The sequence below is a fragment of the Armatimonadota bacterium genome, assembly GCA_016869025.1.
Taxonomy (GTDB): Bacteria; Sysuimicrobiota; Sysuimicrobiia; order Sysuimicrobiales; family Humicultoraceae; genus VGFA01.
In genome coordinates, this window is sequence record VGFA01000021.1 from 1 (window position 1) to 21343 (window position 21343).

Below are 21343 nucleotides of genomic sequence, written 5' to 3' on the forward strand. Positions count from 1 at the left end.
AGAGGCGACGATCTTCGTGTATCTTAGCCTGTCCCATGTTATCGAGGCGCGGACGAAGTCGAGCGGGCCGGTGTTGTCTGAGAGCAGGAAGGCGCCACGCCAGCCCGGGCCCCACCATAGATAGTCCCTGCCGGCCTGGCCTAGAAGCCCCATCGACTCGGCGCTGAGATATGCGCGGCGCACACCGGCGGTGGGGTCGTCGCCCCATGTCAGGCCCTTGAGGATGTCGGCGCCGGCGGCAAGAGTGGGGCCGAAGCCGAGGGTGCCCTGCACCTGCAGGCGAAGGCTGCTCCCCTCGGCGCGCTCCATCCAGTGGGGCTCGCCCGACTCGATCCGGGCGACCGTGGCGCGGGCCAGGCGCACACCCCAACCGGTGAGCGCCTTCGCGGAGGGCGCCATTGGGGGATCGGTGATCCGGTAGCCGAGCAGCGCGAGCTCGTCGGCGAACTCGAGCACCAGTGCTTCGAGATCTTCCAGCACAAAGCGGGGGCGGGATGTTCTGGGCGCTGCCGCGCCCCGCTCCATGGCAAGGCGCTCCAGGCCCCAGGCCACCATCTTGGCCAGCTCCATTCGGGTCTGGGGGCGGGTTGAGGCCGCCCACAGCGGCGCCACGCCCCAGGAGGCCAGGCGGTAGAGGGTCTGGTAGGTCCAGTGCTGCGCGGGAACGATCTCCAGGGGGTGCGAGGCGGCCGGGTGTACCGGGAGCAGCGCTCCTAGGAGCGCTGCTGACATGCCGGCCGCGAGCACCGCGCGCCGCCGGTTGCGCGGCGCGACCATCACCGCAAGAGCGTCCGCAGATCGGCTAGGCCCCCAAGGATCGCGACTATGTTCTCGAAGGCCAGCGGGTTGTCGGGTACGTAGATCACATCGCCCCGCCGCAACGGCACGTCACGCGCCGCGTCGCCTTCGCGCAGGATCTTGTGCAGGTCCAGCGGGATCAGGCGCAGGGGCGGGCCCGCCTGCCTGGCCACGGTCACCGTGGCCAGCGGCAGCGGCTCACCGGCGGCCTCGCCGGTGCGGCGGATCACATGGGCCCTTCCGAGCATCGCCCGGCGCGTGGGACCGCCGGCAAGGCCGATGGCCTGCAGGGCGGTCATCGTCCCCCTCAGTGGGAAGACCCCGGGCCGCGCGACCTCGCCCAGGACGTAGACGCGGGAGGTCAGGTCCTCGGGGACAACCAGGGTGTCGCCTGTCTCGAGGCCGCGGTTGAGGTTGAGGTCGCCCTGGAGCAGGAGCCGCTCGAGATCTATCGTGATCTGGGGGGAGCCGCCGCGGATCAGGCGCACCTCGCCCAGGCCCGCGGTCTCGGCCAGGCCTCCGGAGGCGGCCAGGGCGTCCAGCACGGTCGAGCCCATGCGCAGCTCGTACACGCCGGGGCGCGTGACATGCCCCAGCACGGTGATGCGCACGCGGCGGAACTCGCGCACTATCACCGCGACCTGCGGGTTCTTGATGTAGCGCGCATAGATGGGGGCCAGCCGCTCACGGAGCTGGTCAGGGGTCAGCCCGGCGGCCCTGATCTCGCCCACCAGCGGGAGCGAGATCATCCCGTCCGGGCGGACCGTGACGACGCGTGACAGGTCGTCGTTGCCGTAGACGGAGACCTCTATCACGTCCTCGGGGCCGAGCACGTACGGCTGCTGCGCTCCGGCGCTCTGCGCAGGGAACGCGGCAGGGAGCATCGTCGCGGCGACGATGGCAAGCAGCGCAGCCGCGGCGCGGCGTTGTGCAGGGGTCATCTGATCACCGCCTTGGGATGGTGGCGCGGGTTCAGGCGTGCATGGCTCCGCCGCAAATGGGGCGTGATCCGCGCGCCCCACCGCCGGGGGATGGTCGAGTTGGGATGCCTCAATACTGCCTGTCAGCCTTCTGTCTTGCCTCTGCCTGTCTAGAGCGTCTCCAGATCCAGCTCGCCCACTTCCACGGGCGTGTCATGGCCCAGGATGTGCAGCAGTATCCTCACACGGCCTTCGCGCGAGGTGGGCCTCTCGAATATGCCTTCTAGATCGCTGAGCGGGCCGTACAGCACTCTCACGCGCTGTCCCGGCGTCCAGGTCGCGCCCACACGAACGAACCCCATCGGGTCGGCCCGCTCGTGGATCGCCTCGACAACCTGGTCGGGCACCGGGGTGGGCCGATCACCTTCCCCGAGGATGCGCCGCACTCCAGGGGTCCAGCGCACGGCATCCCAGAGCTGCGGAGTCAGGCTCATCCGCAGGAACATGTAGTTTGGGAACATGGGCTCGACCATCGCCAGGCGACGGCCCCAGCGGCGCCGCACGGTCTCGATGCGGGGGGAGTAGTGCTCGATCCCCTCGGCCCGCAGCCGGAGGTGGGAGAGCACGCGCGTCTCCTGACGCGGCTTCAGGTGTGCGACGTACCAGGCGGCGCCTTCGGTCCTGAGGAAACAAACCCCCTTGCCGCTGGGGGGTTGGATGACCCGGGTGTTGGGGCTGCCGGAGCCTGCGTCCAAGTCGCACCCTGTTTAGGAGAGGTGGTGATTAGTTCGTCGTGCGGTTACGAAATCCTTCGTCGGCCACGCGTGCTGACAATCGTATGCGATCGTGCAATCGGGGCAAAGGAGACGAGGCGTATCCAGTATACCTCGTCCCAGTCGACATCCCGCAGGTAGGAGTCCCGCAGGAACTCGTCTTTAGCCTTTCCCCGAAGAGGCTCGAGCTTCTGCAAGCACGTCAACAGCCGCTCCAAGCGCCGCTCGATACCGCTGAATTCCGGTTTCATAATCGCCCTCTTCAAGGAGTTCTCTTCGCTGGCGGCGCAACACGGGCAGGAAGTCGCCGTAGAGACCCAGCGTCCGGGCCTCGAACTCCACGCGGCTTGCGCGATCGGTTTCGTAGACAAGCCTGCCCGTGGCTATCACGTTGTACTGGAGCTCGACCGGCGCCCTGTTCAGCACGACGAGATCCACGCGGCCGGCTCCCAGGAGCCCGCCGAGCCGGTGCTCGAGGGCGTATCTACCGCTGGCAGGGGGTTCTTTCAAGAACAGGATGGCAACGTCGCAGTCGCTCTGCGGGCCTGCCGCTCCTTGTGCCCGCGAGCCAAAGAGATAGACCAGCGTGATACCCAGGTCCTCGGCCTCCTGGGCGAAGAACCGCTTCAGTTCTCCAGCGAGCTCAGTCTCTCGGCCCATGCACATCTCATCCTTCGGGACCTATCATCCATCCTGCCCACGCGGCTGTCCAGTCCGCATACTCCTGTCGTGGGGCCGAGGTCCTGGGACAGCGGCCCATGATGCGCCGCAGAAGAGCATCATGATTGCAGCTTGCCATCGATTCGAATACGATTCGTCGCAAGAACGAGACTAGGTGCCGCCGTGGGTCCATCACGCAGGAAGCCGTGGCTCAAGCCCAAGGTCCTCAGGAGTTCTGGCGTCACGCCCGCCGAGTACGGGAGGCTGTCCAGGCCAGGTACGGAGCGTTTCCTGACAGCGCCGCGTTCATCCGAGAGGATCGCCGGCGGTGACCGCTGTACCCGCGGTGGTAGTGGACACAAGCGTCGCGGTCAAATGGTCTTTCGATGAGCCGTACTCTCGCGAGGCCCTGCACCTGCTCGAGGCGTTCGAGCAGGGTCGGCTTAGACCCCTGGCCCCGGACCTGATCTATGCCGAGTTCGCGAATACGGTATGGAAGCGGGTCTCCGCGGCCCATGTGAGGGCTGAAGATGGGGAGGCTTTGATCGCGGCCTTCCTCGATCTCCCGCTGGAGGTGACGCCCAGCCCCATCGTGCTCCCACCGAGAGAGCACGAGCGCCGGCTTCCCTCAGGTCAGGTGGGTAGGTGACGGCGTCCGAGGAGGTCCTTGACGGCGACCGGTCCCTGCTGCTAGGGCCGCTCTCCTCGGAACTCGTTCTTCTCCAAGAACCGGTCGCACGCCGCGCGCAGGGTCGTTTCGGCGTCTACCCCTGCGGCTTGGGCCAAGGCAACGACCGAGAGGAGCAGTTCCTCGACCAGCTCGCTCGGCACCTGCTCGGCCGACGTCGCATCGGCCGGTGCCGCACCGACCGTCGTCGCATCGAGGGCCTGCCGGACTCCCTCCAGCGCCAACCTGAAATCCGGCTCCGCATTCTCCTCTCCCTGCCGCGCAGCCCGCTCGACAATCTTCTGCGCGCGGGCCAGCGCCGGTAGCGACGCCGGGATTCCGTCGAAGACCCCCCGCTGTGGGGCCTCGCGCCGTTTGATCTCGTGCCACTGGGCCAGGACCTCGCCGGGAGTTCCAAGAGCCGTCCCCCCGAAGACGTGCGGGTGGCGGGAGATCAGCTTGCGCACCAGGCCGTCCACGATGTCACCCGCATCGAAGGCGCCGGTTTCCTTCGCCATCTGGCCGTGGAAGACAACTTGAAGCAGCAGGTCGCCCAACTCGTCGCACAGCGCGGCGGAATCACCGCGCGAGATCGCCTCGAGGGTCTCGTGGGCCTCTTCCAGCAGGTACGGCGCCAGCGAGGCGTGCGTCTGCTCGCGGTCCCACGGGCAGCCGTCAGGCCCGCGCAGGCGGGCCATCACCGCGACCAGGTCCTCGAAGGTGTGGCGCATGCGTGTAGGTTAGCTGCCCGGCGCGTCCTGCCTGAGCGTGCGCAGGACCTCTTGCCTGAACTCCTCGAAGTCCCCCGGGCCTGTCTGCAAGACTTCAAATACCCTACGGTCGTCCACGCGCGCATACTCGTGTACAAGGATGTTGCGGAAGGCCTTCATGCGGCGCAGCCGCTCCTTGAGTCCTGCCGGCAGTACCCCGGTCGCGTGGAGCTTCTCGAAGAGGTCGTCCTCCTCGCTTGGCAGCCCAAGCCGGAGGCCGGCCACCAGCATAGCGCAAACATCCACGACTGCTTCGACGGCGATCTGAAGGAGGCGCTCACAGGCCCGGCGCGTCGCCACATGCCGGTACTCCTCGACGCTATCCGGCGCGACCTGCCGGAGCTCGCGCAGATACTGTTCCAGGTCGTCCAGGCGCCCGAGGATGCGCTCACGATCCAGCATGGAGCACCGCGTCCAGGTACATCTTGTGGATGTGACGGAAGTCCTCGAAGGCCGCGATGGTACGCCGGGCGAGCGCGTAGAGCGCGTCCTCGTCCCGCACAAAGAGCACCCTGCCCTCCTTGAGGATTCGCGAGCGCATCGCCAACGGGAGAGATTGGAACACCTGGATGTCCGCATCATGCCGGCTCAGGTAGTGCAGGCGGCGCTCCAGTGAATCGGCACCGCGGGCGGGGTCGAGGACCAGGCACACATCTAGATCCGATCCCACTTCTGCCTGACCGCGCGCAGCGCTTCCGAACAGCACGACGGCCAGCACCGAGGGGTCTGCCCTGGCCTCCAGGACGATCCTGTCAACTGCTCCGTCCGTCATCCCGCTTCCGCCGGCGCGCTACTTGCGCTCGAACCGCTCGACCTTGGCCACCTTTCGCTGCTCCGTGAGCCAGGCGTCGAACGCCTTCTCGCGCTTGGAGCCGAGCAGTTGCGCGCGGATCTCTTCCTTGACCTTCTCGAACGAGCCCTTCTCGGCGATCTTCGTTTCGTGGACCCGGATGATGTGCAGACCGTACTGCGTCCGCACCGGGCCGCTGGTCTGCCCGGGCTTGAGCGCCCACGCGACGGTCTCGAACTCCTTCACGAGCGTGCCCTTTGTCACGAACCCCAGGTCGCCGCCGCGCTCGGCGCTGCCCGGGTCCTCTGAGTACTGCTTGGCCAGGTCCTCGAACTTCGCGCCGTCGGCCAGCTTGGCCTGAATGATCTTGACCTTGGCCGCCGCCACCGACTCGGCGCCCTTCTCGGCAATGCGCAGCAGGATGTGGCTGGTCTTGATCTGGGCGGGCTTGTCGTAGAGCGCAGGGTTGGTGTCATACTGCTTGCGCACCTCGTCGTCCGACACGCCTGCCACCGCCACGGCCTCCGCCACCTTCCGCTGGGTGAGGTTGATGCCGATCATCTCGCGCAGGCCCGCGAGCGTCAGGCCGTTCCGGGCCAGGGCGCTGGTGAACTCGGCTTCGCCGGGGAACCGCTGCTTGATCGAGGCAAGCTGCTCCTCGATCTCCTTGTCGCCGGCTGCGATGTTGCGCTTGCGCCCTTCCTGAACCACCAGGCGCTGCGCGACGAGCTGGTCTATCACTGCCTTTGAGATCTCGTTCCGCTGCTTTGCGAACTCCTCGCCGGCCGGATCCAGGCCGAACTGCGCCGCGGCCCTGGCTACCTCGGCGTCCACCTGTGACCAGTAGATCGCGTCGCCGTTCACCCGGGCGGCCACGGCCGAGCCCTTCTGAGCGCCCTTCGTCAGGAACCATGCCCCGACGCCGGCGGCTGCCACGACGACCACCACGGCGACCGCGATAATGACATTGCGTAGCTTCATCTAGGAACTCCCTCCTCTGTGCGAACGGAACCAGCATACCGCAGCGCGCCGCGTGCCGCCAGCCTTCCAAGCAGATCCAGTGTCTCGATCAGCGGTCCGACCTGCTCGGCGAAGGTCCGGCCCGAGGCGCGCACCGTAAGGCCGGCCGCCGTGACCTGGGCCCGACTGCCCAGCGCCAGACGCAGCCGATCCTGGACGGCCGCGTCGAGGTGACTGCTCTCGTTCAGGCGCACGGCGAATCGGCCGTCCTGGCGCGCAATCGAGGTGACGCCGGCGCCGCGTGCCGCGATCCGCAGGCGCACCACTTCGAGCAGCGCACGCGCAGCAGGCGGAGGTGGACCGTAGCGTTCCTCCATCTCGGCGGCGACGGTTTCTGTCTCCTCGGTGGTCCGCGCCGCTGCCAGGCGCCGGTAGCAGGCCATGCGCTCGTTCTCGTCGGGCAGGTACGCCACGGGCAGGTGCGCGTCCACGCCGAGCTCGAGCGCCGGATCGCGCACGTCCTCGATGATCTCACCGCGCGCCTCGCGGATCGCCTCGTCGAGCAGCCGGCAGTACAGGTCGAAGCCCACAGCCGCCACGTGGCCGTGCTGCTCAGGGCCCAGGATGTTGCCGGCCCCCCTGATTTCGAGGTCCCGCATCGCCAGGCCCATTCCCGAGCCCAACTCGACGAACTCGGCCATGGCCCGCAGCCGCTGCTCGGCCTCGGCCGTCAGCGGTGTCCTGGGCGGGTAGAGCAGGTAGCAATACGCCTGCCGGTCGGCGCGGCCCACGCGGCCGCGCAACTGGTAGAGCTGCGCCAGGCCCATCAGCTGCGCGTCCTCGATCAGGATCGTGTTGACCTGCTGGATGTCCAGGCCGATCTCCACGATGGTTGTGCAGACGAGCACGTCGAGACGCCCGCCCAGGAAGTCGAGCATTGTGGTCTCCAGCCGCTCCTCGCTCATCCGTCCGTGTCCGATCCCGACGCGCGCCTCGGGCACCAGGTGGCGGATGCGCCGAGCGGCGCGCCCGATTGTCTCGACCCGGTTGTGCACCACGTACACCTGCCCGCCGCGCGCGATCTCGCGCCGGATCACGTCGCGCACCAGATCGTCGTCCTGGGGCCGGATCTCCGTGTGGATGGGCAGCCGGGCCTCCGGCGGCGTTTCCATGACCGTGAGGTCACGCAGGCCTGCCAGCGACATGTGCAGCGTGCGCGGGATGGGCGTGGCGGTGAGGGTGAGCACGTCCACGCTCCGCCGCAGCGTCTTGAGGTGCTCTTTGTGCCCGACGCCGAAGCGCTGCTCCTCGTCCACGATCACCAGCCCCAGGTTGGCAAACCGCACGTCTTTGCCCAGAAGCCGGTGGGTGCCGATTACCACATCCACGGTGCCGGCCGCAAGGCCGGCCAGCACCGTCTTCTGCTCGCCGGGCGAGCGGAAGCGGCTGAGCAACTCCACGGTCACGGGGTAGGGCGCGAACCGCTCGCAGAACACGTTGAAGTGCTGCTGCGCCAGAACAGTGGTCGGGACCACCACTGCCACCTGCCTGCCGTCCATCACCGCCTTGAACGCCGCGCGCAGCGCCACCTCGGTCTTTCCGTAGCCGACGTCGCCTGCCACCAGCCGGTCCATGGGCCGCGGCGCCTCCATGTCGCGCTTGACCGCTTCAATGGCCACGCGCTGGTGCGGGGTTTCCTCGTAGGGAAACGCGGCCTCCATCTCGTGCTGCCAGGGAGTGTCGGGACCGAAGGCGTGCCCGGCCGCCGTGGCCCTCGCCGCGTAGAGCGTCAGCAGCGAGGCCGCCATCTCGCGCGTGGCTTCCTTTACCTGGCGCTTCTCGCGCTCCCACTCCGCGCCACTCAGGCGGTGGATCCTGACCTGTGCGCCCTCGGCGCCGATGTAGCGCTGGACCAGTCCGATCTGGTCGGTGGGCACGTAGAGACGGTCTTCCGCCGCGTACTCGATCATCAGGTACTCTCGTTCCGCGCCGCCGTGTTGCAGCCGGACCAGGCCCTTGTAGCGACCGATGCCGTGGTGCAGGTGCACGACCAGATCACCTGGGGATAGGTCAACCCACGACGCCAATCGCTCGCCCTCACGCAGGAACCGCATCCGGGGCCGGCGCCGTCTCCACCCGACGATCTCGGCGTCGGTTGCCACCGCTAGGCCTGCCGAGTCGAGGCGGAATCCCCGCGCAAGGGGAACGGGGACGGCCACGATGCGGCCGCGGGGGGGCATCGCGTCGAGGCGGTCGGCCAGCGACACCTCGATGCCGGAGTCTGCCAGGATGTGCGCGAGGCGATCGGCCTGTGCAGAGGCGATCACGACGCTCAGCCCTTCATCTGCCATGCCTGTCAGCATCCTGGCGAACAGGTGCGTCTGACCGCCGTGGGCTTCAAGACCACCGGTGTCCAAACGGACCTCGTGCCAGCGTCCCTCGGGCGGTCGCGCGGCGGATATCGCCAGACGCCGGCGTCCGGGGGCCGGGCCAGCGATCCGCGCCATGGTCTCGGCCGGCTCCACGAACACCAGCAGCCCGCCGGAGGGAAGGTGCGCCGCGAGTGAGGCGGCAGCGTCACCTTCCGCGCGCAGCCATGCCGGCCGCACCGTGACCTCGGGCAGCGCTTTCAGGCCGCGCTGAGAGAGCGGATCGAACGCGCGCAGTGAGTCCACCTCGTCCCCCCAGAGGTCGAGGCGGACAGGCGCGTCCGCGTCCGGAGGAAACAGGTCCACGACGCCGCCGCGCACCGCGAACTCGCCCGGATTCGCCACCAACCCGACGCGCTGGTAGCCGCCGGACTCCAGGCCGGCCACGAGGCGATCGCGCGGCAGCGTCTGTTCGGGGCGCAGGTGGAGCGTCGCGGCGGCCAGGGCTTCGGGGGAAGGGAGCGGCTCGGCGCACGCGGCCGCGGACGCGACAACGACCACCTGCGATTCGGTGGTGGGGCCGGCGGCGGGACCGCCCGCGGCACCCCTCCCGGCGGTGAGCGCGTCCAACACCCCCAGGCGATCGCGCACCGCGGTTGGGTCGTCCGGGAAGAGAACGACCTGGATCTCCGCGCCAGAGAGCGCCGCCCGCAGGTCGTCTGTCAAGCGCTCTGCGGCCTCGCGGTTCGGGGTGATGACCAGGGTGGCCGCTGGGGCGCCCGTCCCATCGGGGGTCGTGCCGGCTATCTTGGGGTCGGCGACGATCGCCGCCAGCAGGCACGCCGCCGCGCTGCCGCCCGGCCCGAGGACGGACGGCTGCACAGCGCCCTCGATCAGGGCATGGCGGATCTCTTTGTAGGCAGGCGCACCGCGGAGAAGCGCCACGAGGCCCTGCAGCAGCATGGCCATATCGAGAAACCGTAACCTCTATTGTATCGAAACGGGAAGCAGGGGGGAATCAGCCTTCGGTAACGTCAGCCTGACAGGTTGAAGCGGCGATGGAGGGCCCCTACCGCGTCCTCGGCCCTGTCCCTGGCGATGACGCAGGAGATGCGCAGGGGGGACGTGCTGATCATGTCAATGTTGATCCCTTCCTCTGCCAGGGCCTCGAACATGGAGGCGGCGACCCCGGCATCCTGCGAGATGCCGGCGCCGACCACGGACACCTTGGCGATCCCCGCGTCCTCGCCCACACGGCGGGCGCCCAACTCAACCGCCAGCTCCTGGCAGACGCGGCGCGCGTCATCCAGGTTCTCCCTGACCACGGTGAAGGCGATGTCGTTCCGTCCTTCGTGGTGCATGCCCTGCAGGATCATGTCCACCTTTACCCCGGCGTCTGCCAGGGCCCGGAACACCCGGGCCGCTACCCCCGGTACGTCGGGCACGGCCTCCAACACCAGCTTGATCTCGTCGCAGCTGTGGGTGACCGCCCTGATGATGACTTCCTCCATATCGTCTCCTCCTCCCACCTGCGTGCCCGGATCGTGGCTGAAACTGGATCGAACCACCAGCGTGACCCCGAACCGCTTTGCGACCTCCACTGCGCGCGGCTGGAGGACCCGGGTTCCCAGGTCCGCCATCTCCAGCATCTCGTCGTAGGGGATCCGCCGAATGAGCCTGGCCTCGGGGATCACCCGCGGGTCGGCCGTGAACACGCCTTCGACATGGGTGTAGACCTCGCAACGGTCGGCCCGCAGCGCGGCGGCCACGGCGACGGCGGTGGTATCCGCTCCACCCGGGCCCAGCGTGGTTAGGTCTCCACCGGACTCCCGGCCCTGGAAGCCGGCCACCACCACGACCCGACCGGCCCTGAGGTGGCTCATGATCTTCTCCCGGTCAATCCGGCGAATGCGGGCCCGGCGGTGGGCACGGTCGGTGATGATCCCAACCTGAGATCCGGTCAGGGAGACGGCTTCCACCCCCTGACGGCCAAGCGCCATAGACAGCAGGGCGATGGATGTCTGCTCGCCGGTGGAGAGGAGCATGTCCATCTCCCGCGGCGGCGGCGCGGGGTTGATGGAGTTGGCCAGGGCAATCAACTCGTCGGTGGTATTCCCCATGGCGGAGACCACCACCACAACGTCGTCGCCGGTCCTGCGGGTTTGTGCCACGCGGTCGGCCGCCTTCCTGATGCGATCCGCATCGGCCACCGTGCTGCCCCCGTACTTCTGGATCACCAGGGAGCGCACAGGACGGTCGGTCGTGGAGGCCTCGGCGCCGAACAGATCGGCCATGACCGCGTGTACTTCAGTCGTTACGCCGGCGCGGGAGAAGGCGGCCTGCATGGCATCGGCCACTGCCGTTTCCACACGCTCGGGGACGAAGGCCAGCAGGGAGGGTCCGGAGCCGCTCAGGGCCACGCCTGCCGCGCCGGCTGCACGGGCCGCGGCAATGGCTTCCGCCATCCCGGGAACGAGTTCTGCCCGGTAGTTCTGGTGCAGCCGGTCGTCCATTGCAGTTGCCAGGTGAGCGTGCTCGCCACTGGAGATCCCGGCCAGGAACAGCGCCACGCGGCCGATATTGAAGACCGCGTCGTCCAGGGGCACCACGGAAGGAAGGACCTTGCGCGCAAAGGCCGTGGGAACCTGGAAGTCCGGCACGACGACCAGGATGTTCAGTCCGAAGGACGGGTTGATGCGGACGTGCTCCACACGCCCGGCGTGGGGCACCGAGACCACCAGCCCGCCCAGGAAGGCAGGGACCACGTTGTCCGGGTGGCCTTCTCGCTCCACGGCCATCACCATCAGTTGCTCGCGGTCGAGCGGCTCGCCGATGAGGTAGTTGGCAGCCAGCAGCCCGCCGACGATGGCAGCGGCGCTTGATCCCAGACCCCGTCCGAGGGGGATGCGGTTCTGGCAATGGACGCGCAGTCCGGGTGGGTGTACTCCGGCGCGGTCGAACACCATGTTCATGGCCTGGACCACCAGGTTGGAGCCGTCACGGGGCAGGGCATCGGCGCCTTCGCCCTCCACCGTAACCACCAGGCCCTCGGGGATGACCTCGGCCGCGATCTCGTTGTAGAGTTCCAGGGCTAATCCCAAGACGTCGAAACCCGACCCCAGGTTGGCGCTGGTTGCCGGCACGGTGACGCTGACGCGCATTGCCTTCATCCTCCAACGCTCACACAGCGTTCGGCTGCGGGTTTGCGCAGGACTCTATCACCTTGCGCGGGGGGCGGTCAAATGCCGGAGTCAGGGGATCGGTGGCGGGCGCCGCTTGTGCTCGCTCGCGGCGTGCATGCGCTCGATGCGCGTCCGTATCGCAGGCGGTGCCGTCCCGGTGAGGAGGTACGCGTCGAGGGCTGCGTAGGTAAGCCCCATCTCGCCTTCGTCGGTCTGGCCGGGCCACAGGCCGGCGCTCGGCGTGCGGTCCACGATCGCCTGCGGAACCCCCAGGTAGGCGGCCAGCTCGCGCACCTCGGACTTCACAAGCCCACCGATGGGCTGCACGTCCACGCCGCCGTCACCGTACTTGGTGAAGTAGCCGACGTAGGCCTCGCTGCGGTTGCCGGTGCCGACCACCAGCCGGTTGAGACGATTGGCGAAGTAGTAGAGCGCGCTCATCCGCAGCCGGGGTCGCAGGTTGGCCAGCGCCATGCGGTGGTCCGCGGGCTGCCCCGCATCCCGCAGCGCCGCGGTCAGCGCATCAAAGGCCGCATCGAGTACGACCGTGGTGTGCGGCAGGCCCAGCGCCGCGCAGACCCCTTCGGCATCTTCTATGTCGCGCGGGTCGCTGTGGCAGGGGATTATGACGCCCAGCGTTGTTTCCGGGAACGCGCGCAGGCAGAGCGCGGCAACGACCGCGGAGTCTACGCCTCCTGAGATGCCTACCACCGCGCCCAGCGTTCCGGCCTCGCCCGCCCGCTCGCGCAGCCAGGCGATCAGGCGCTCTGAAACCTCTCGTGGAGACCTCTGCGGCATCTACGGTGATGACACGCGGTGGGTATAGGTGACCAGGCCGAACTCTCGCGTGGTGGAGGACCGGTGCACCGGCTTGCCGGCAACCGTTACCTGGATGCCGAGTTCGCCGGTGTCCGTGCGCTTCTGCAGCGTGACCGAGAACCCCTCCACCGTCTGGAACGCAATGCTGGCCGGTACGGCGCCGCCCGCGCGCTTCGACTCGCCGAGTTCTCCATAGGAACCCTCGAACCGCAACCCTGACGTGCCGAAGACCTCGACCACCACCGGGATCGCCGGCCGCGGGCTCGGCTGCGGTATGAGGGGCTCGATGCCGCCCCCCCTCTGGCCGGGCGCCCGGCAGGACGCGGCGACGGCGGAGATGCCCACCAGCAACACGAGCAGGGAGATGCGTTTCATGGTTAGGCCGTTTCGCAGCGGCCGGGCAAACCTCCTTCCGGGGCTTGTCAACAGAGGGCGGACGCGGTATCCTCAAGTCAACCGAATACGGGTCAGACCTCCGAACGGGCAAACCCGGAGCAATCCGGGGACGCAAAGCCACAGGGCCACGGCGGTGGCCGGCTGGGTTGCCGAAGAGGAAGCACCGGCGAGGCGAGTGCTTCCATTCGCGCTCGCGTTTTCTTTTTCGGGATTGCCCGTCGGACGGCGCGCCGCATCAACCCAGACCTCACCGTGGCGCGGCCGGGATACCGGGGGGAGCACGCCGGTCGCCGAATCCGGCACGGCGATCCGGCGCCACTTCGCGCGCAACGCTTTCTCACCGCAGCTCTCCCCGTCCCGGCCGTCGCCATTCGTTCTTTCCCGTCCACCTCCGTTGACGACCAGGCCCCCAGGCCGTACAATCGTTGCGCGAAATGAGAAAGATTCTCACTTCTGTACGCGGCGGCAGGCGATGGCAGACCCAAAGCGGACGCGCAATACCCATAAGCGACAGCGCATCCTGCGGGCGATCCAGGCCGCGGGATGCCACCTGACCGCGGGAGAGATCCGCCGGCGCGTCGGCCGAGACGGACTGGCGATCGGGCTCGCCACGGTTTATCGGGCGCTCGCAGCATTCGCGCGCGCGGGCCTGGTGGAGTCCGTGTCCCTCGGCGGCAGAGCGACCCGCTACGGCCTGGCGGCCGAGCACCACGACCACGTGGTCTGCCTTGAGTGCGGGCGGTGGCAGCCGCTGAGGCGCTGCCCGGCCCCGCGCGCACCCAGGGACGCTGCTCCTGGATTTCGGGTAACCGGGCATCGGCTGGAGTTCTTCGGCTACTGCGGGGAGTGCAGATGAGGCGCGTACGATGAGGCGCCTACGATGAACCGGCGCATCGCCTTCGTGCTCCTCCTCGTCGCCATCCCGCTGCTGGGCCTTGTGGCCGCCCGATCCCGCGGCGTCCGGGTGTCCCCGGCGCGGCCGGTGGTCCTTGCCACGATCTACCCGCTGGCGGAGTTCGCGAGCAGGATCGGCGGCGATCGCGTCGAGGTGCGGACGCTCGTGCCCGCGGGTACGGAGGCCCACGACTTCGAGCCCGGCCCGCAGGACGTGGCCGCGATTAGCCGGGCGCGGTTGCTCATCTACAACGGCGCGGGATTCGAGCCGTGGGTCGAGCGGTTGCTGCCGACTCTCCCAACCACGGTGGGCGTGGTTCGAGCCACCGCCGGCCTGCCTCTGATCAGGACGTCGCAGGGTACGAGCGCCTCCGGCAAGCCCGCGACCGCCGGTGTTCCCGGCAAGCCCGCGACCGCCGGTGTTCCCGATCCCCACGCATGGCTGGATCCCCTGCTGGCGGCGCAGATGCTGGAAACGATTCTGATCGCATTTGCGGCCACCGATCCGGCGGGCGAGGAGGCGTACCGGCAGGCCGCCACCGTTGCCCGCGGAGAGCTCGCCGGACTGCACGCCCGCTTCAGCCAGGGCCTGGCGCGTTGCGAGCAACGGCTGGTGGTGAGCACGCACACCGCGTTTGCATACCTGGCCCGGCGCTACGGTCTCGAGCACATCGGGCTGGCCGGGCTGGCGCCCGAGGCCGATCCGACGCCTGCCGCGCTCGCCCGCCTGGCAAGAACGCTGCGCGCGAGAGGAGTGCGCGTGGTGTTCGTCGAGCGTCCGGCGTCGCCGCGTGCCGCGGAGACCCTCGCCCGCGAGATCGGGGCGCGCACCATGATGCTGCACCCGGTCGAGGGGCTGACGCCCGAGGAGATCGCCGCCGGTGCCAACTACGTCACGATCATGGACGAGAACCTGCGCGTCCTGCGCGAAGGGCTCGGGTGCCGCCAGTGAGGTCCGCCGGTGGGGCGCGCGATGAGGGGTCGCTGATGGACCGCGGGGCGCGTACACCGGTCGTCGAGGTTCGCGGCGTCTGCTACGCGTACGCCCACGAGCGCGTGATCGAGGACATTTCTCTGACCGTCCACGCAGGGGACTTCCTCGGCATAATAGGCCCCAACGGTTCTGGGAAGACCACGCTGCTGAAGATCCTCGTCGGGCTGCTGCGTCCCTCGTGCGGCGAGGTGCTCCTGTTTGGCACCGAGCTGAAGCGATTCACCGAGTGGCGGCGCATCGGCTACGTGCCCCAGCGCGTTACCGCGTTCGATCCCCGGTTTCCTGCCATGGTCAGGGAAGTCGTGGCCAGCGGTCGCGCCGGGCGGACCGGTCTGCTGCGGGCCCCGGGCAAGGAGGACCGGCGCGCGGTCGAGCGCGCGCTGGAGGTGACCGGCGTCGCGGATCTGAGCGGACGGATGATAGGCCACCTCTCCAGCGGCCAGCAGCAGCGCGCCTTCATCGCGCGAGCGCTGGTCAGCGAGCCCGAGTTGCTTGTGCTTGATGAGCCCCTCGTCGGCGTGGACACCGGGGCGCAGGAAAGGTTCTACGACCTGCTCCGCCACCTGCACCGCGACCTCAACGTCACGCTGGTCATGATCTCCCACGATGTCGGCGTGATCGCCTCGGAGGTCACTACGCTGGCCTGCATGAACCGCACGCTCGTCTACCACGGCGAGCCGCACGCGTTCCTGGAGAGCGATGCGCTGCGCGCGGTCTACCACACCGGCGTGCGCGTAGTGTCGCACGTGCACTAGACAGGAGGAGGACCGGACCCGGTCGCGCTTCGCCAGATGCCGGAGATCCTGCAGCACTCGTTCATGCAGCGCGCCCTGCTCGCCGGGGTGATAGTGGGTGTTGTCTGTCCCCTGATAGGGGTCTTCCTTGTGTTGCGCCGCCTATCGCTGATCGCCGATACGCTCGCGCACGTGTCGCTGGCCGGAATAGCGGTCGGGTTGTTCGCCGGTGTGCCCCCGATCCTGTCGGCGCTCGTGGTTGCCATCGCCGGCGGGGTGGGGATCGAGGCACTGCGCGCGCGCGGCCGTATGTTCGGGGAAGCCGCGCTCGCGGTGTTTCTCTACGGAGGGCTCGCGGTGGCGATCGTGCTGATCGGGCTGGCGCGCGGTTTCACGGTGGACCTCTTTGGCTATCTGTTCGGCAGCATCACCACGGTGACGCCTCTGGACGTGTGGGTGATAGCCGCGCTCGGCGGGCTGACCGCCGCAACCGTGCTAGGGCTCTACAAAGAGCTGTTTGCCATCACCTTTGACGAGGAGACGGCGCGCACGAGCGGGCTGCCGGTCCCTGCGCTTAACCTCCTGTTCACGGTGCTCACGGCGCTGGTGGTAGTTTTGGCGATGCGAATCGTGGGCATACTGCTGGTGGGCGCGCTGCTGGTGCTGCCGACGCTCGCGGCGATGCAGGTAGCGTCGTCGTTCCGGGGGACGCTGGCCGCGGCGATCACCTTCGCGGTTGCCGCGGTTGTGCTGGGGCTGGTGGCGGCGTTCTACCTGGATGTGGCCGCGGGCGGGGCGATCGTGCTGGTGGCGCTGGCGCTGCTGGGGGCGGCGGCCGTTCTACCTCGCGGGGACTAACTCCGTGCGCGCTCCAGGCGCGATGCCCTTGCGCTTGAAGTAGCCCTGGTTCACCTCCAGCGCGTAGCGGTAGGGCGAGCTCGGCTCGTAGATCGTGAAGGGTCCGTTGGAGGGGTCGGGCGCTACCTGCATGTCCATGACCTCCAGCAGGCGCCACCTGCTGTCAATGAACCCGATGGACAGCGGGATCAGGGTGTTCTTCATCCAGAAGCCCCAGCGCCCGTCCACCTCGAAGACGAACAGCATGCCGGCATCCTCGGGCAGCGACTTCCTGAACATCAGGCCCCTGGACCGGGTCTCGATGCTGGCGACGATCTCCACCTGCAGCGTCGCCCGGAGGCCGTTCTGGTAGACGCGGAGCGTACCGCGGCCGTCGCCTGGGGCCGCGCCCGGAGGAGCCGGCGTGGCCGGCGCGCTGCTTACGCGCAACGGTAGGGCGGCGGCGACAACGATGAGGACCAACAGCCACAGGACGCGTCTCATCTCGTGGTGAACCTCCGTAGGGATGCAGGTTCGGCGCGGCGCGGCGCGGCCCTGCCGGCAGGAGAGCCCAAACGGCGACTCGAACCCGCCGGAGAGGCCGATGAAGACTGAAGGTGGCGCGGCATGATCTGTGACGTTCTTGTCGTCGGGGCCGGACCCGCGGGCTCGACCGCGGCACGGACCTGCGCCGCGCTCGGCCTGCGCACGGTCATGCTGGAAGAGCACGCGGAGGTCGGGCATCCGGTCCACTGCACCGGCAAGCTGTCGGTGCACGCCTTCGAGCGGTTCGGTCTGCCTTCGTCCATGGCTCAAAACGCGCTGCGCGGCGCAGCGCTCCATGCTCCTGACGGCTGGGTGGCCAGGGTGCGCCGGGCCTCGGTGGACTCCTATCTGGTGGACCGCGCCGCGCTCGACCGGTACCTGGCAGAGCAGGTATTGTCGTCGGGGGCAGAGGTGCTCGTGGGGGCGCGTGCCCGCACCGTGGTGCGCAACCAGGGCCATGGGCCCGCTGCCGGTGGCGCCACACCTGGTGCGGCCGCCGGTGGACTGAGGGTCGAGGTGGATCGCGGCAGAGCGCGGCTCGCCATCACAACGCCACTTGTCATTGACGCCGAGGGTGCCGTGCCGATCCTGCCGCCGCAGCTCGGGCTCACGCCCCGACGGGCTCTCGTCCACGGCCTCCAGTACGATGTCGAGGGCGCCGCGATCGAGCAGGAGGACGCGCCAGATCTGTACTTCGGCTGGAACGTCGCCCCGGGCTTCTTTGGCTGGTTCATGCCTACAGGCGGCGGAAGGGGCCGCCTCGGCGTGGCAGTGGACCCGCGTTGGGCAGCCAGGCCTCCGGCTCACTACCTCGAAGGTTTGAGAACGATGCATCCTTCTGCCTCACCGCGTTTGCGGAACGCCAGGATCGTGCGCAGGATCGCCGGTCGGATACCCATCCTGGGCCAGCGCCGCCCGACCTTCACCGACGGGATGCTCGTGATAGGCGACGCTGCGGGGCAGGTCAAATCCACCAGCGGCGGAGGAATCTACTTCGCGATGCAGGCAGGAGAGATCGCCGGCCGGGCCGCGGCCCGCTACCTGGGCGGAGCCCGGCGGGCGCTGGCGGGATACGAACGCGAGTGGCGCGCCGCGTTCGGCCGCGAGGCGGCGTTCACAACCATTGCCAGGGGGGCGCTCAACCGCCTTTCTGACCGACACATCAGCACGATCATCCGCGCGCTGGCCGGGGACGGTGGACTGCGCCGCGCCGTGGAGGAGCACGGCGACACGCAGCACCAGTCGCGCCTGTTGCGGCCCGTGCTCGTTTCGGCCGTCCGCGCGTGCCTGCGCGACCTAGGATTAGCGCCCACGGTCCTGGCGGCGATTGGCGCGGCAATGCTTTCGGTGTGGTCCGACGGCGGCGCGCCGTCGCCCGCCCAGACCTGGAGCGCTTCCTAGCCGCCGATGCGCCTGATTGCCGACCTTCACCTGCACTCCCACTACAGCCGGGCCACCAGCCGTGACATGGACGTGGAGAACATGTCGCGCTGGGCCAAGCTCAAGGGCATAGCCGTGCTGGGTACCGGTGACTTCACCCATCCTGTCTGGTTGCGCGAGCTGCGCGACAAGCTCGAGCCCAACGCTCGCGGGCTGTACGTTCACGACGGCGTGCACTTCATGCTGACCGCTGAGGTGTCGAGCATCTACTCCGCCGGGGGCCGTCTGCGCAAGATCCACAATATCCTCTTCGCGCCGTCCTTCGACGTGGTGGAACGGATCAACGCGGTGCTGGGCCGCTTCGGCAACCTGATGGCCGACGGCAGGCCGACGCTCACGCTGCCGTCCGACCGCATGGTGGAGTACCTGATGGAGATCTCACCCGACTGCATGGTCTCCCCCGCCCATGCGTGGACGCCCTGGTTCTCGCTGTACGGCAGCATGTCCGGGTTCGATTCGATGGCCGAGTGCTTCGGTGACCAGCTCAAGCACATCGCCGCAGTGGAGACCGGGCTATCCAGCGACCCGGCTATGAACTGGCGCCTGTCCGAGCTGGACCGCGTTGTTCTTCTGAGCAACTCCGACGCGCACTCCCCGGCCAAACTGGGGCGCGAGGCCAACGTCTTCGCCTGCGACCCCGACTACTTCGAGATCATGCGCGTCCTCCGCGAGAAGGACCTCTCGCGCCTGCTGTACACCATTGAGTTCTTCCCGGAAGAGGGCAAGTACCACTACGACGGCCACCGGCTGTGCAACCACCGCATGGCGCCCAAGGAGACCATCGCCGCCGGCGGCAAGTGTCCGGTGTGCGGGAAGCCGCCGACCGTCGGGGTGCTGCACCGCGTGGAGCGCCTGGCCGATCGCGAGGAGGGCTTCGTGCCCGAAGGCGCGGTGCCGTACCGCAACCTGGTCCCGCTGGAGGAGATCATCGCCGAGGCCGTCGGCGCCAGGCCCGGGACCGTTGGGGTGCGGGAGGAGTACTACAAGCTCTGCAGCGCCTTCGGGAGCGAGTTCAACGTCCTGCTGGACGCGCCGGTCGAGGAGGTGCGCAGGCACACCACGCTGCGCGTCGCAGAGGGTCTCCGGCGGGTGCGTGAGGGCCGGGTGCGCATCGCGCCGGGCTACGACGGCGTCTTCGGTGAGATAGGCATCTTCGATGACGGCGAGGAGGTCCAGGAGGTGATCGAACCGCCATCGCAGACGACCTTGTTCTAGCGTGCCCTGCGCTCCTATAATGAGAATCGATCAATGATGGAGCCTCCGTGACCGGCCGCCAGACCCGCATCACCGACAACCTCGACTTGCTCCTTCAAGTCCTCACGCCCCAGTTGCGGGCCGCGCTGGAGCAGCGTCCTGACCTCGACCAGCTCCTGGAGGTAGTGCTGGACCTGGGGCGGCGGCCCGAGGCCCGCTTTCCCAACGAGGTCCTGGCGCTGGACGAGGCATTCGTCGAGCGCGAGACGCTCCGATACGTCACCGAGCGCGTAGGATCTTTCGGCAAGGACAACCGCGCCGGCATCGAGCGGACCCTGCACCGGATCAGCGCCATCCGCAACCGCCAGGGCGAGATCATCGGCCTGACCTGCAGGGTGGGCCGGGCTGTGATCGGCACGGTGGACATCGTCCGCGACGTGATCGAGTCCGGGCACTCGATCCTGCTCCTGGGCCGGCCGGGCGTGGGCAAGACCACGCTGCTGCGCGAGGCCGCCCGGGTGCTGGCGGACGAACTGCGCAAGCGCGTGGTCGTGGTGGACACCTCCAATGAGATCGCCGGCGACGGCGACATCCCTCATCCGGGCATCGGCGCCGCCCGCCGGATGCAGGTCCCGGTACCGGCGCTTCAGCATGCCGTGATGATAGAGGCGGTCGAGAATCACATGCCCGAGGTGGTGGTCATTGACGAGATCGGTACCGAGGCCGAGGCGCTGGCGGCCCGGACGATCGCCGAGAGAGGCGTCCAGTTGATCGCCACCGCGCACGGCAACACCCTGGACAACCTGCTGCAGAACCCGACCCTCTGCGACCTTGTGGGCGGCATCCAGGCGGTGACCCTTTCGGACGAGGAAGCCCGCCGGCGCGGCACCCAGAAGACGGTGCTCGAGCGCAAGGCCCCGCCGACCTTCGACGTGCTGATCGAGATCCAGGACAAAGACCGCCTGGCCGTGCACCGCGACGTCGCGATGGTTGTAGACAGGTACCTGCGGGGCGCGGTGCCCCATCCGGAGCTGCGAGCGCGGACCGCCGGCGGCGAGGTGGAGATATCCCCACCCACTTCGGCCCCTGCCCCATCCTGGACGCCAGAGGGCCCGTTCGCGGCGCGGTCCGGGCGTCAGATTGTGCGCATCTTTCCGTACGCGGTCAGCCAGAACCGGCTGGAACGCGCGATCCGGGAGCTTCATGTCCCGGCGTACATCGTAGGGTCGCTTGGAGAGGCGGACATGGTGCTGACGCTGAAGTCACAGGAGAAGCGGCAGCCCAAACGGCTGAGGGACGCGGCGGTGCGGGGGATGCCGGTGCACGTCCTGCGCAGCAACACCGTCACGCAGATCCAACAGTTCCTCCGAGGGGTCTTCGGCGTGCCGGAGGAGCAGGCCGAGCACGAGGCGGCGCTGACCGAGGTCGAGGAGGCAATCGCCCAGGTGTTCGAGTCCACCCGTTCCGTGGAGCTGTCTCCGCAAAACTCGTACATCCGGCGGCTACAGCACCAGCTCGTCCAGCGTTACGGCCTTCCATCGGAGAGCCAGGGGGAAGAGCCGCACCGGCGCGTGGTCATCTATCCCAAGTAGGCGGAGCC

General features: G+C 68.5%; 21 protein-coding genes and 1 riboswitch. Of the genes, 8 read left to right on the top strand and 13 right to left on the bottom strand.

Annotated features, from left to right (window positions below):
- The 4 genes from FJX73_10355 to FJX73_10370 all read right to left on the bottom strand — a co-directional run.
- The coding region (locus FJX73_10355) for a capsule assembly Wzi family protein (GenBank protein ID MBM3471172.1) at positions 1 to 780 on the bottom strand (780 nt) is incomplete at its 3' end.
- Positions 777 to 1739: a hypothetical protein gene (locus FJX73_10360; GenBank protein MBM3471173.1), complete on the bottom strand. Its 963-nt coding sequence runs from the start codon at positions 1737 to 1739 to the stop codon at positions 777 to 779. The genes FJX73_10355 and FJX73_10360, both read right to left, overlap by 4 nt.
- A gap of 149 nt (positions 1740 to 1888) precedes the next feature.
- Positions 1889 to 2473 carry a hypothetical protein gene (locus tag FJX73_10365; protein MBM3471174.1) on the bottom strand — a complete coding sequence of 195 codons (585 nt, stop codon included), beginning with the start codon at positions 2471 to 2473 and terminating at the stop codon, positions 1889 to 1891.
- Between the two features lie 180 nt (positions 2474 to 2653).
- Positions 2654 to 3151 (bottom strand): nucleotidyltransferase domain-containing protein, encoded by a 498-nt coding sequence (locus FJX73_10370; protein MBM3471175.1) that lies wholly within the window; start codon positions 3149 to 3151, stop codon positions 2654 to 2656.
- 328 nt (positions 3152 to 3479) lie between these two features.
- Between FJX73_10370 and FJX73_10375 the strand changes: the two genes are divergently transcribed.
- Positions 3480 to 3800: a type II toxin-antitoxin system VapC family toxin gene (locus FJX73_10375; protein MBM3471176.1), complete on the top strand. Its 321-nt coding sequence runs from the start codon at positions 3480 to 3482 to the stop codon at positions 3798 to 3800.
- A gap of 41 nt (positions 3801 to 3841) precedes the next feature.
- Here FJX73_10375 and mazG read toward each other — a convergent pair whose 3' ends face one another.
- The 8 genes from mazG to FJX73_10415 form a co-directional block, all read right to left on the bottom strand.
- Entirely contained in the window at positions 3842 to 4549 is a 708-nt protein-coding gene (gene mazG / locus FJX73_10380; GenBank protein ID MBM3471177.1) for a nucleoside triphosphate pyrophosphohydrolase, read from the bottom strand.
- Between the two features lie 9 nt (positions 4550 to 4558).
- A complete protein-coding gene (locus FJX73_10385; protein ID MBM3471178.1) occupies positions 4559 to 5170 on the bottom strand; it encodes a DUF86 domain-containing protein in 612 nt (203 codons plus the stop codon).
- A complete protein-coding gene (locus FJX73_10390; GenBank protein MBM3471179.1) occupies positions 4977 to 5360 on the bottom strand; it encodes a nucleotidyltransferase domain-containing protein in 384 nt (127 codons plus the stop codon). The genes FJX73_10385 and FJX73_10390 overlap by 194 nt, the downstream gene beginning before the upstream one ends.
- Positions 5361 to 5378: 18 nt before the next feature.
- On the bottom strand, positions 5379 to 6359 hold the full coding sequence (locus tag FJX73_10395; protein MBM3471180.1) for a hypothetical protein: 981 nt from the start codon (positions 6357 to 6359) through the stop codon (positions 5379 to 5381).
- Positions 6356 to 9676, bottom strand: coding sequence for a transcription-repair coupling factor (gene mfd / locus FJX73_10400; GenBank protein ID MBM3471181.1), 3321 nt, complete (start codon positions 9674 to 9676; stop codon positions 6356 to 6358). The genes FJX73_10395 and mfd overlap by 4 nt, the downstream gene beginning before the upstream one ends.
- Before the next feature lie 65 nt (positions 9677 to 9741).
- Positions 9742 to 11001: an aspartate kinase gene (locus FJX73_10405; GenBank protein MBM3471182.1), complete on the bottom strand. Its 1260-nt coding sequence runs from the start codon at positions 10999 to 11001 to the stop codon at positions 9742 to 9744.
- Positions 11002 to 11958: 957 nt separating this feature from the next.
- Positions 11959 to 12687 carry an NAD(+) synthase gene (nadE, locus tag FJX73_10410; GenBank protein MBM3471183.1) on the bottom strand — a complete coding sequence of 243 codons (729 nt, stop codon included), beginning with the start codon at positions 12685 to 12687 and terminating at the stop codon, positions 11959 to 11961.
- Positions 12688 to 13083 (bottom strand): hypothetical protein, encoded by a 396-nt coding sequence (locus FJX73_10415; GenBank protein MBM3471184.1) that lies wholly within the window; start codon positions 13081 to 13083, stop codon positions 12688 to 12690.
- A gap of 97 nt (positions 13084 to 13180) precedes the next feature.
- Positions 13181 to 13258: riboswitch (cyclic di-GMP riboswitch) on the top strand.
- A gap of 318 nt (positions 13259 to 13576) precedes the next feature.
- On the opposite strand from FJX73_10415, the gene FJX73_10420 reads away from it, so the two are divergent.
- From FJX73_10420 to FJX73_10435, 4 genes are read left to right on the top strand one after another with little or no spacing between them, the layout of a single operon-like run.
- The gene (locus tag FJX73_10420; protein ID MBM3471185.1) at positions 13577 to 13960 is read left to right on the top strand and encodes a transcriptional repressor; all 384 of its coding nucleotides are present in this window, start codon (positions 13577 to 13579) and stop codon (positions 13958 to 13960) included.
- A gap of 24 nt (positions 13961 to 13984) precedes the next feature.
- Positions 13985 to 14950, top strand: a complete 966-nt coding sequence (locus tag FJX73_10425) for an ABC transporter substrate-binding protein (GenBank protein ID MBM3471186.1) — start codon at positions 13985 to 13987, stop codon at positions 14948 to 14950.
- Between the two features lie 35 nt (positions 14951 to 14985).
- Complete coding sequence (locus tag FJX73_10430) at positions 14986 to 15747, top strand: metal ABC transporter ATP-binding protein (protein ID MBM3471187.1); 762 nt, start codon at positions 14986 to 14988, stop codon at positions 15745 to 15747.
- A gap of 36 nt (positions 15748 to 15783) precedes the next feature.
- On the top strand, positions 15784 to 16584 hold the full coding sequence (locus FJX73_10435; protein MBM3471188.1) for a metal ABC transporter permease: 801 nt from the start codon (positions 15784 to 15786) through the stop codon (positions 16582 to 16584).
- On the opposite strand, the gene FJX73_10440 is transcribed toward FJX73_10435, so the two are convergent.
- Positions 16567 to 17307 (bottom strand): DUF192 domain-containing protein, encoded by a 741-nt coding sequence (locus tag FJX73_10440; GenBank protein MBM3471189.1) that lies wholly within the window; start codon positions 17305 to 17307, stop codon positions 16567 to 16569. The two genes, FJX73_10435 and FJX73_10440, sit on opposite strands and share 18 nt — an antisense overlap.
- On the opposite strand from FJX73_10440, the gene FJX73_10445 reads away from it, so the two are divergent.
- The 3 genes from FJX73_10445 to FJX73_10455 are packed head-to-tail and all read left to right on the top strand — an operon-like array spanning position 17191 to position 21335.
- Entirely contained in the window at positions 17191 to 18510 is a 1320-nt protein-coding gene (locus tag FJX73_10445; GenBank protein MBM3471190.1) for an NAD(P)/FAD-dependent oxidoreductase, read from the top strand. The two genes, FJX73_10440 and FJX73_10445, sit on opposite strands and share 117 nt — an antisense overlap.
- Positions 18511 to 18516: 6 nt before the next feature.
- Entirely contained in the window at positions 18517 to 19764 is a 1248-nt protein-coding gene (locus FJX73_10450) for a DNA helicase UvrD (GenBank protein ID MBM3471191.1), read from the top strand.
- A gap of 47 nt (positions 19765 to 19811) precedes the next feature.
- Positions 19812 to 21335: an AAA family ATPase gene (locus tag FJX73_10455; protein ID MBM3471192.1), complete on the top strand. Its 1524-nt coding sequence runs from the start codon at positions 19812 to 19814 to the stop codon at positions 21333 to 21335.
- The last annotated feature ends 8 nt before the right edge of the window (positions 21336 to 21343 follow it).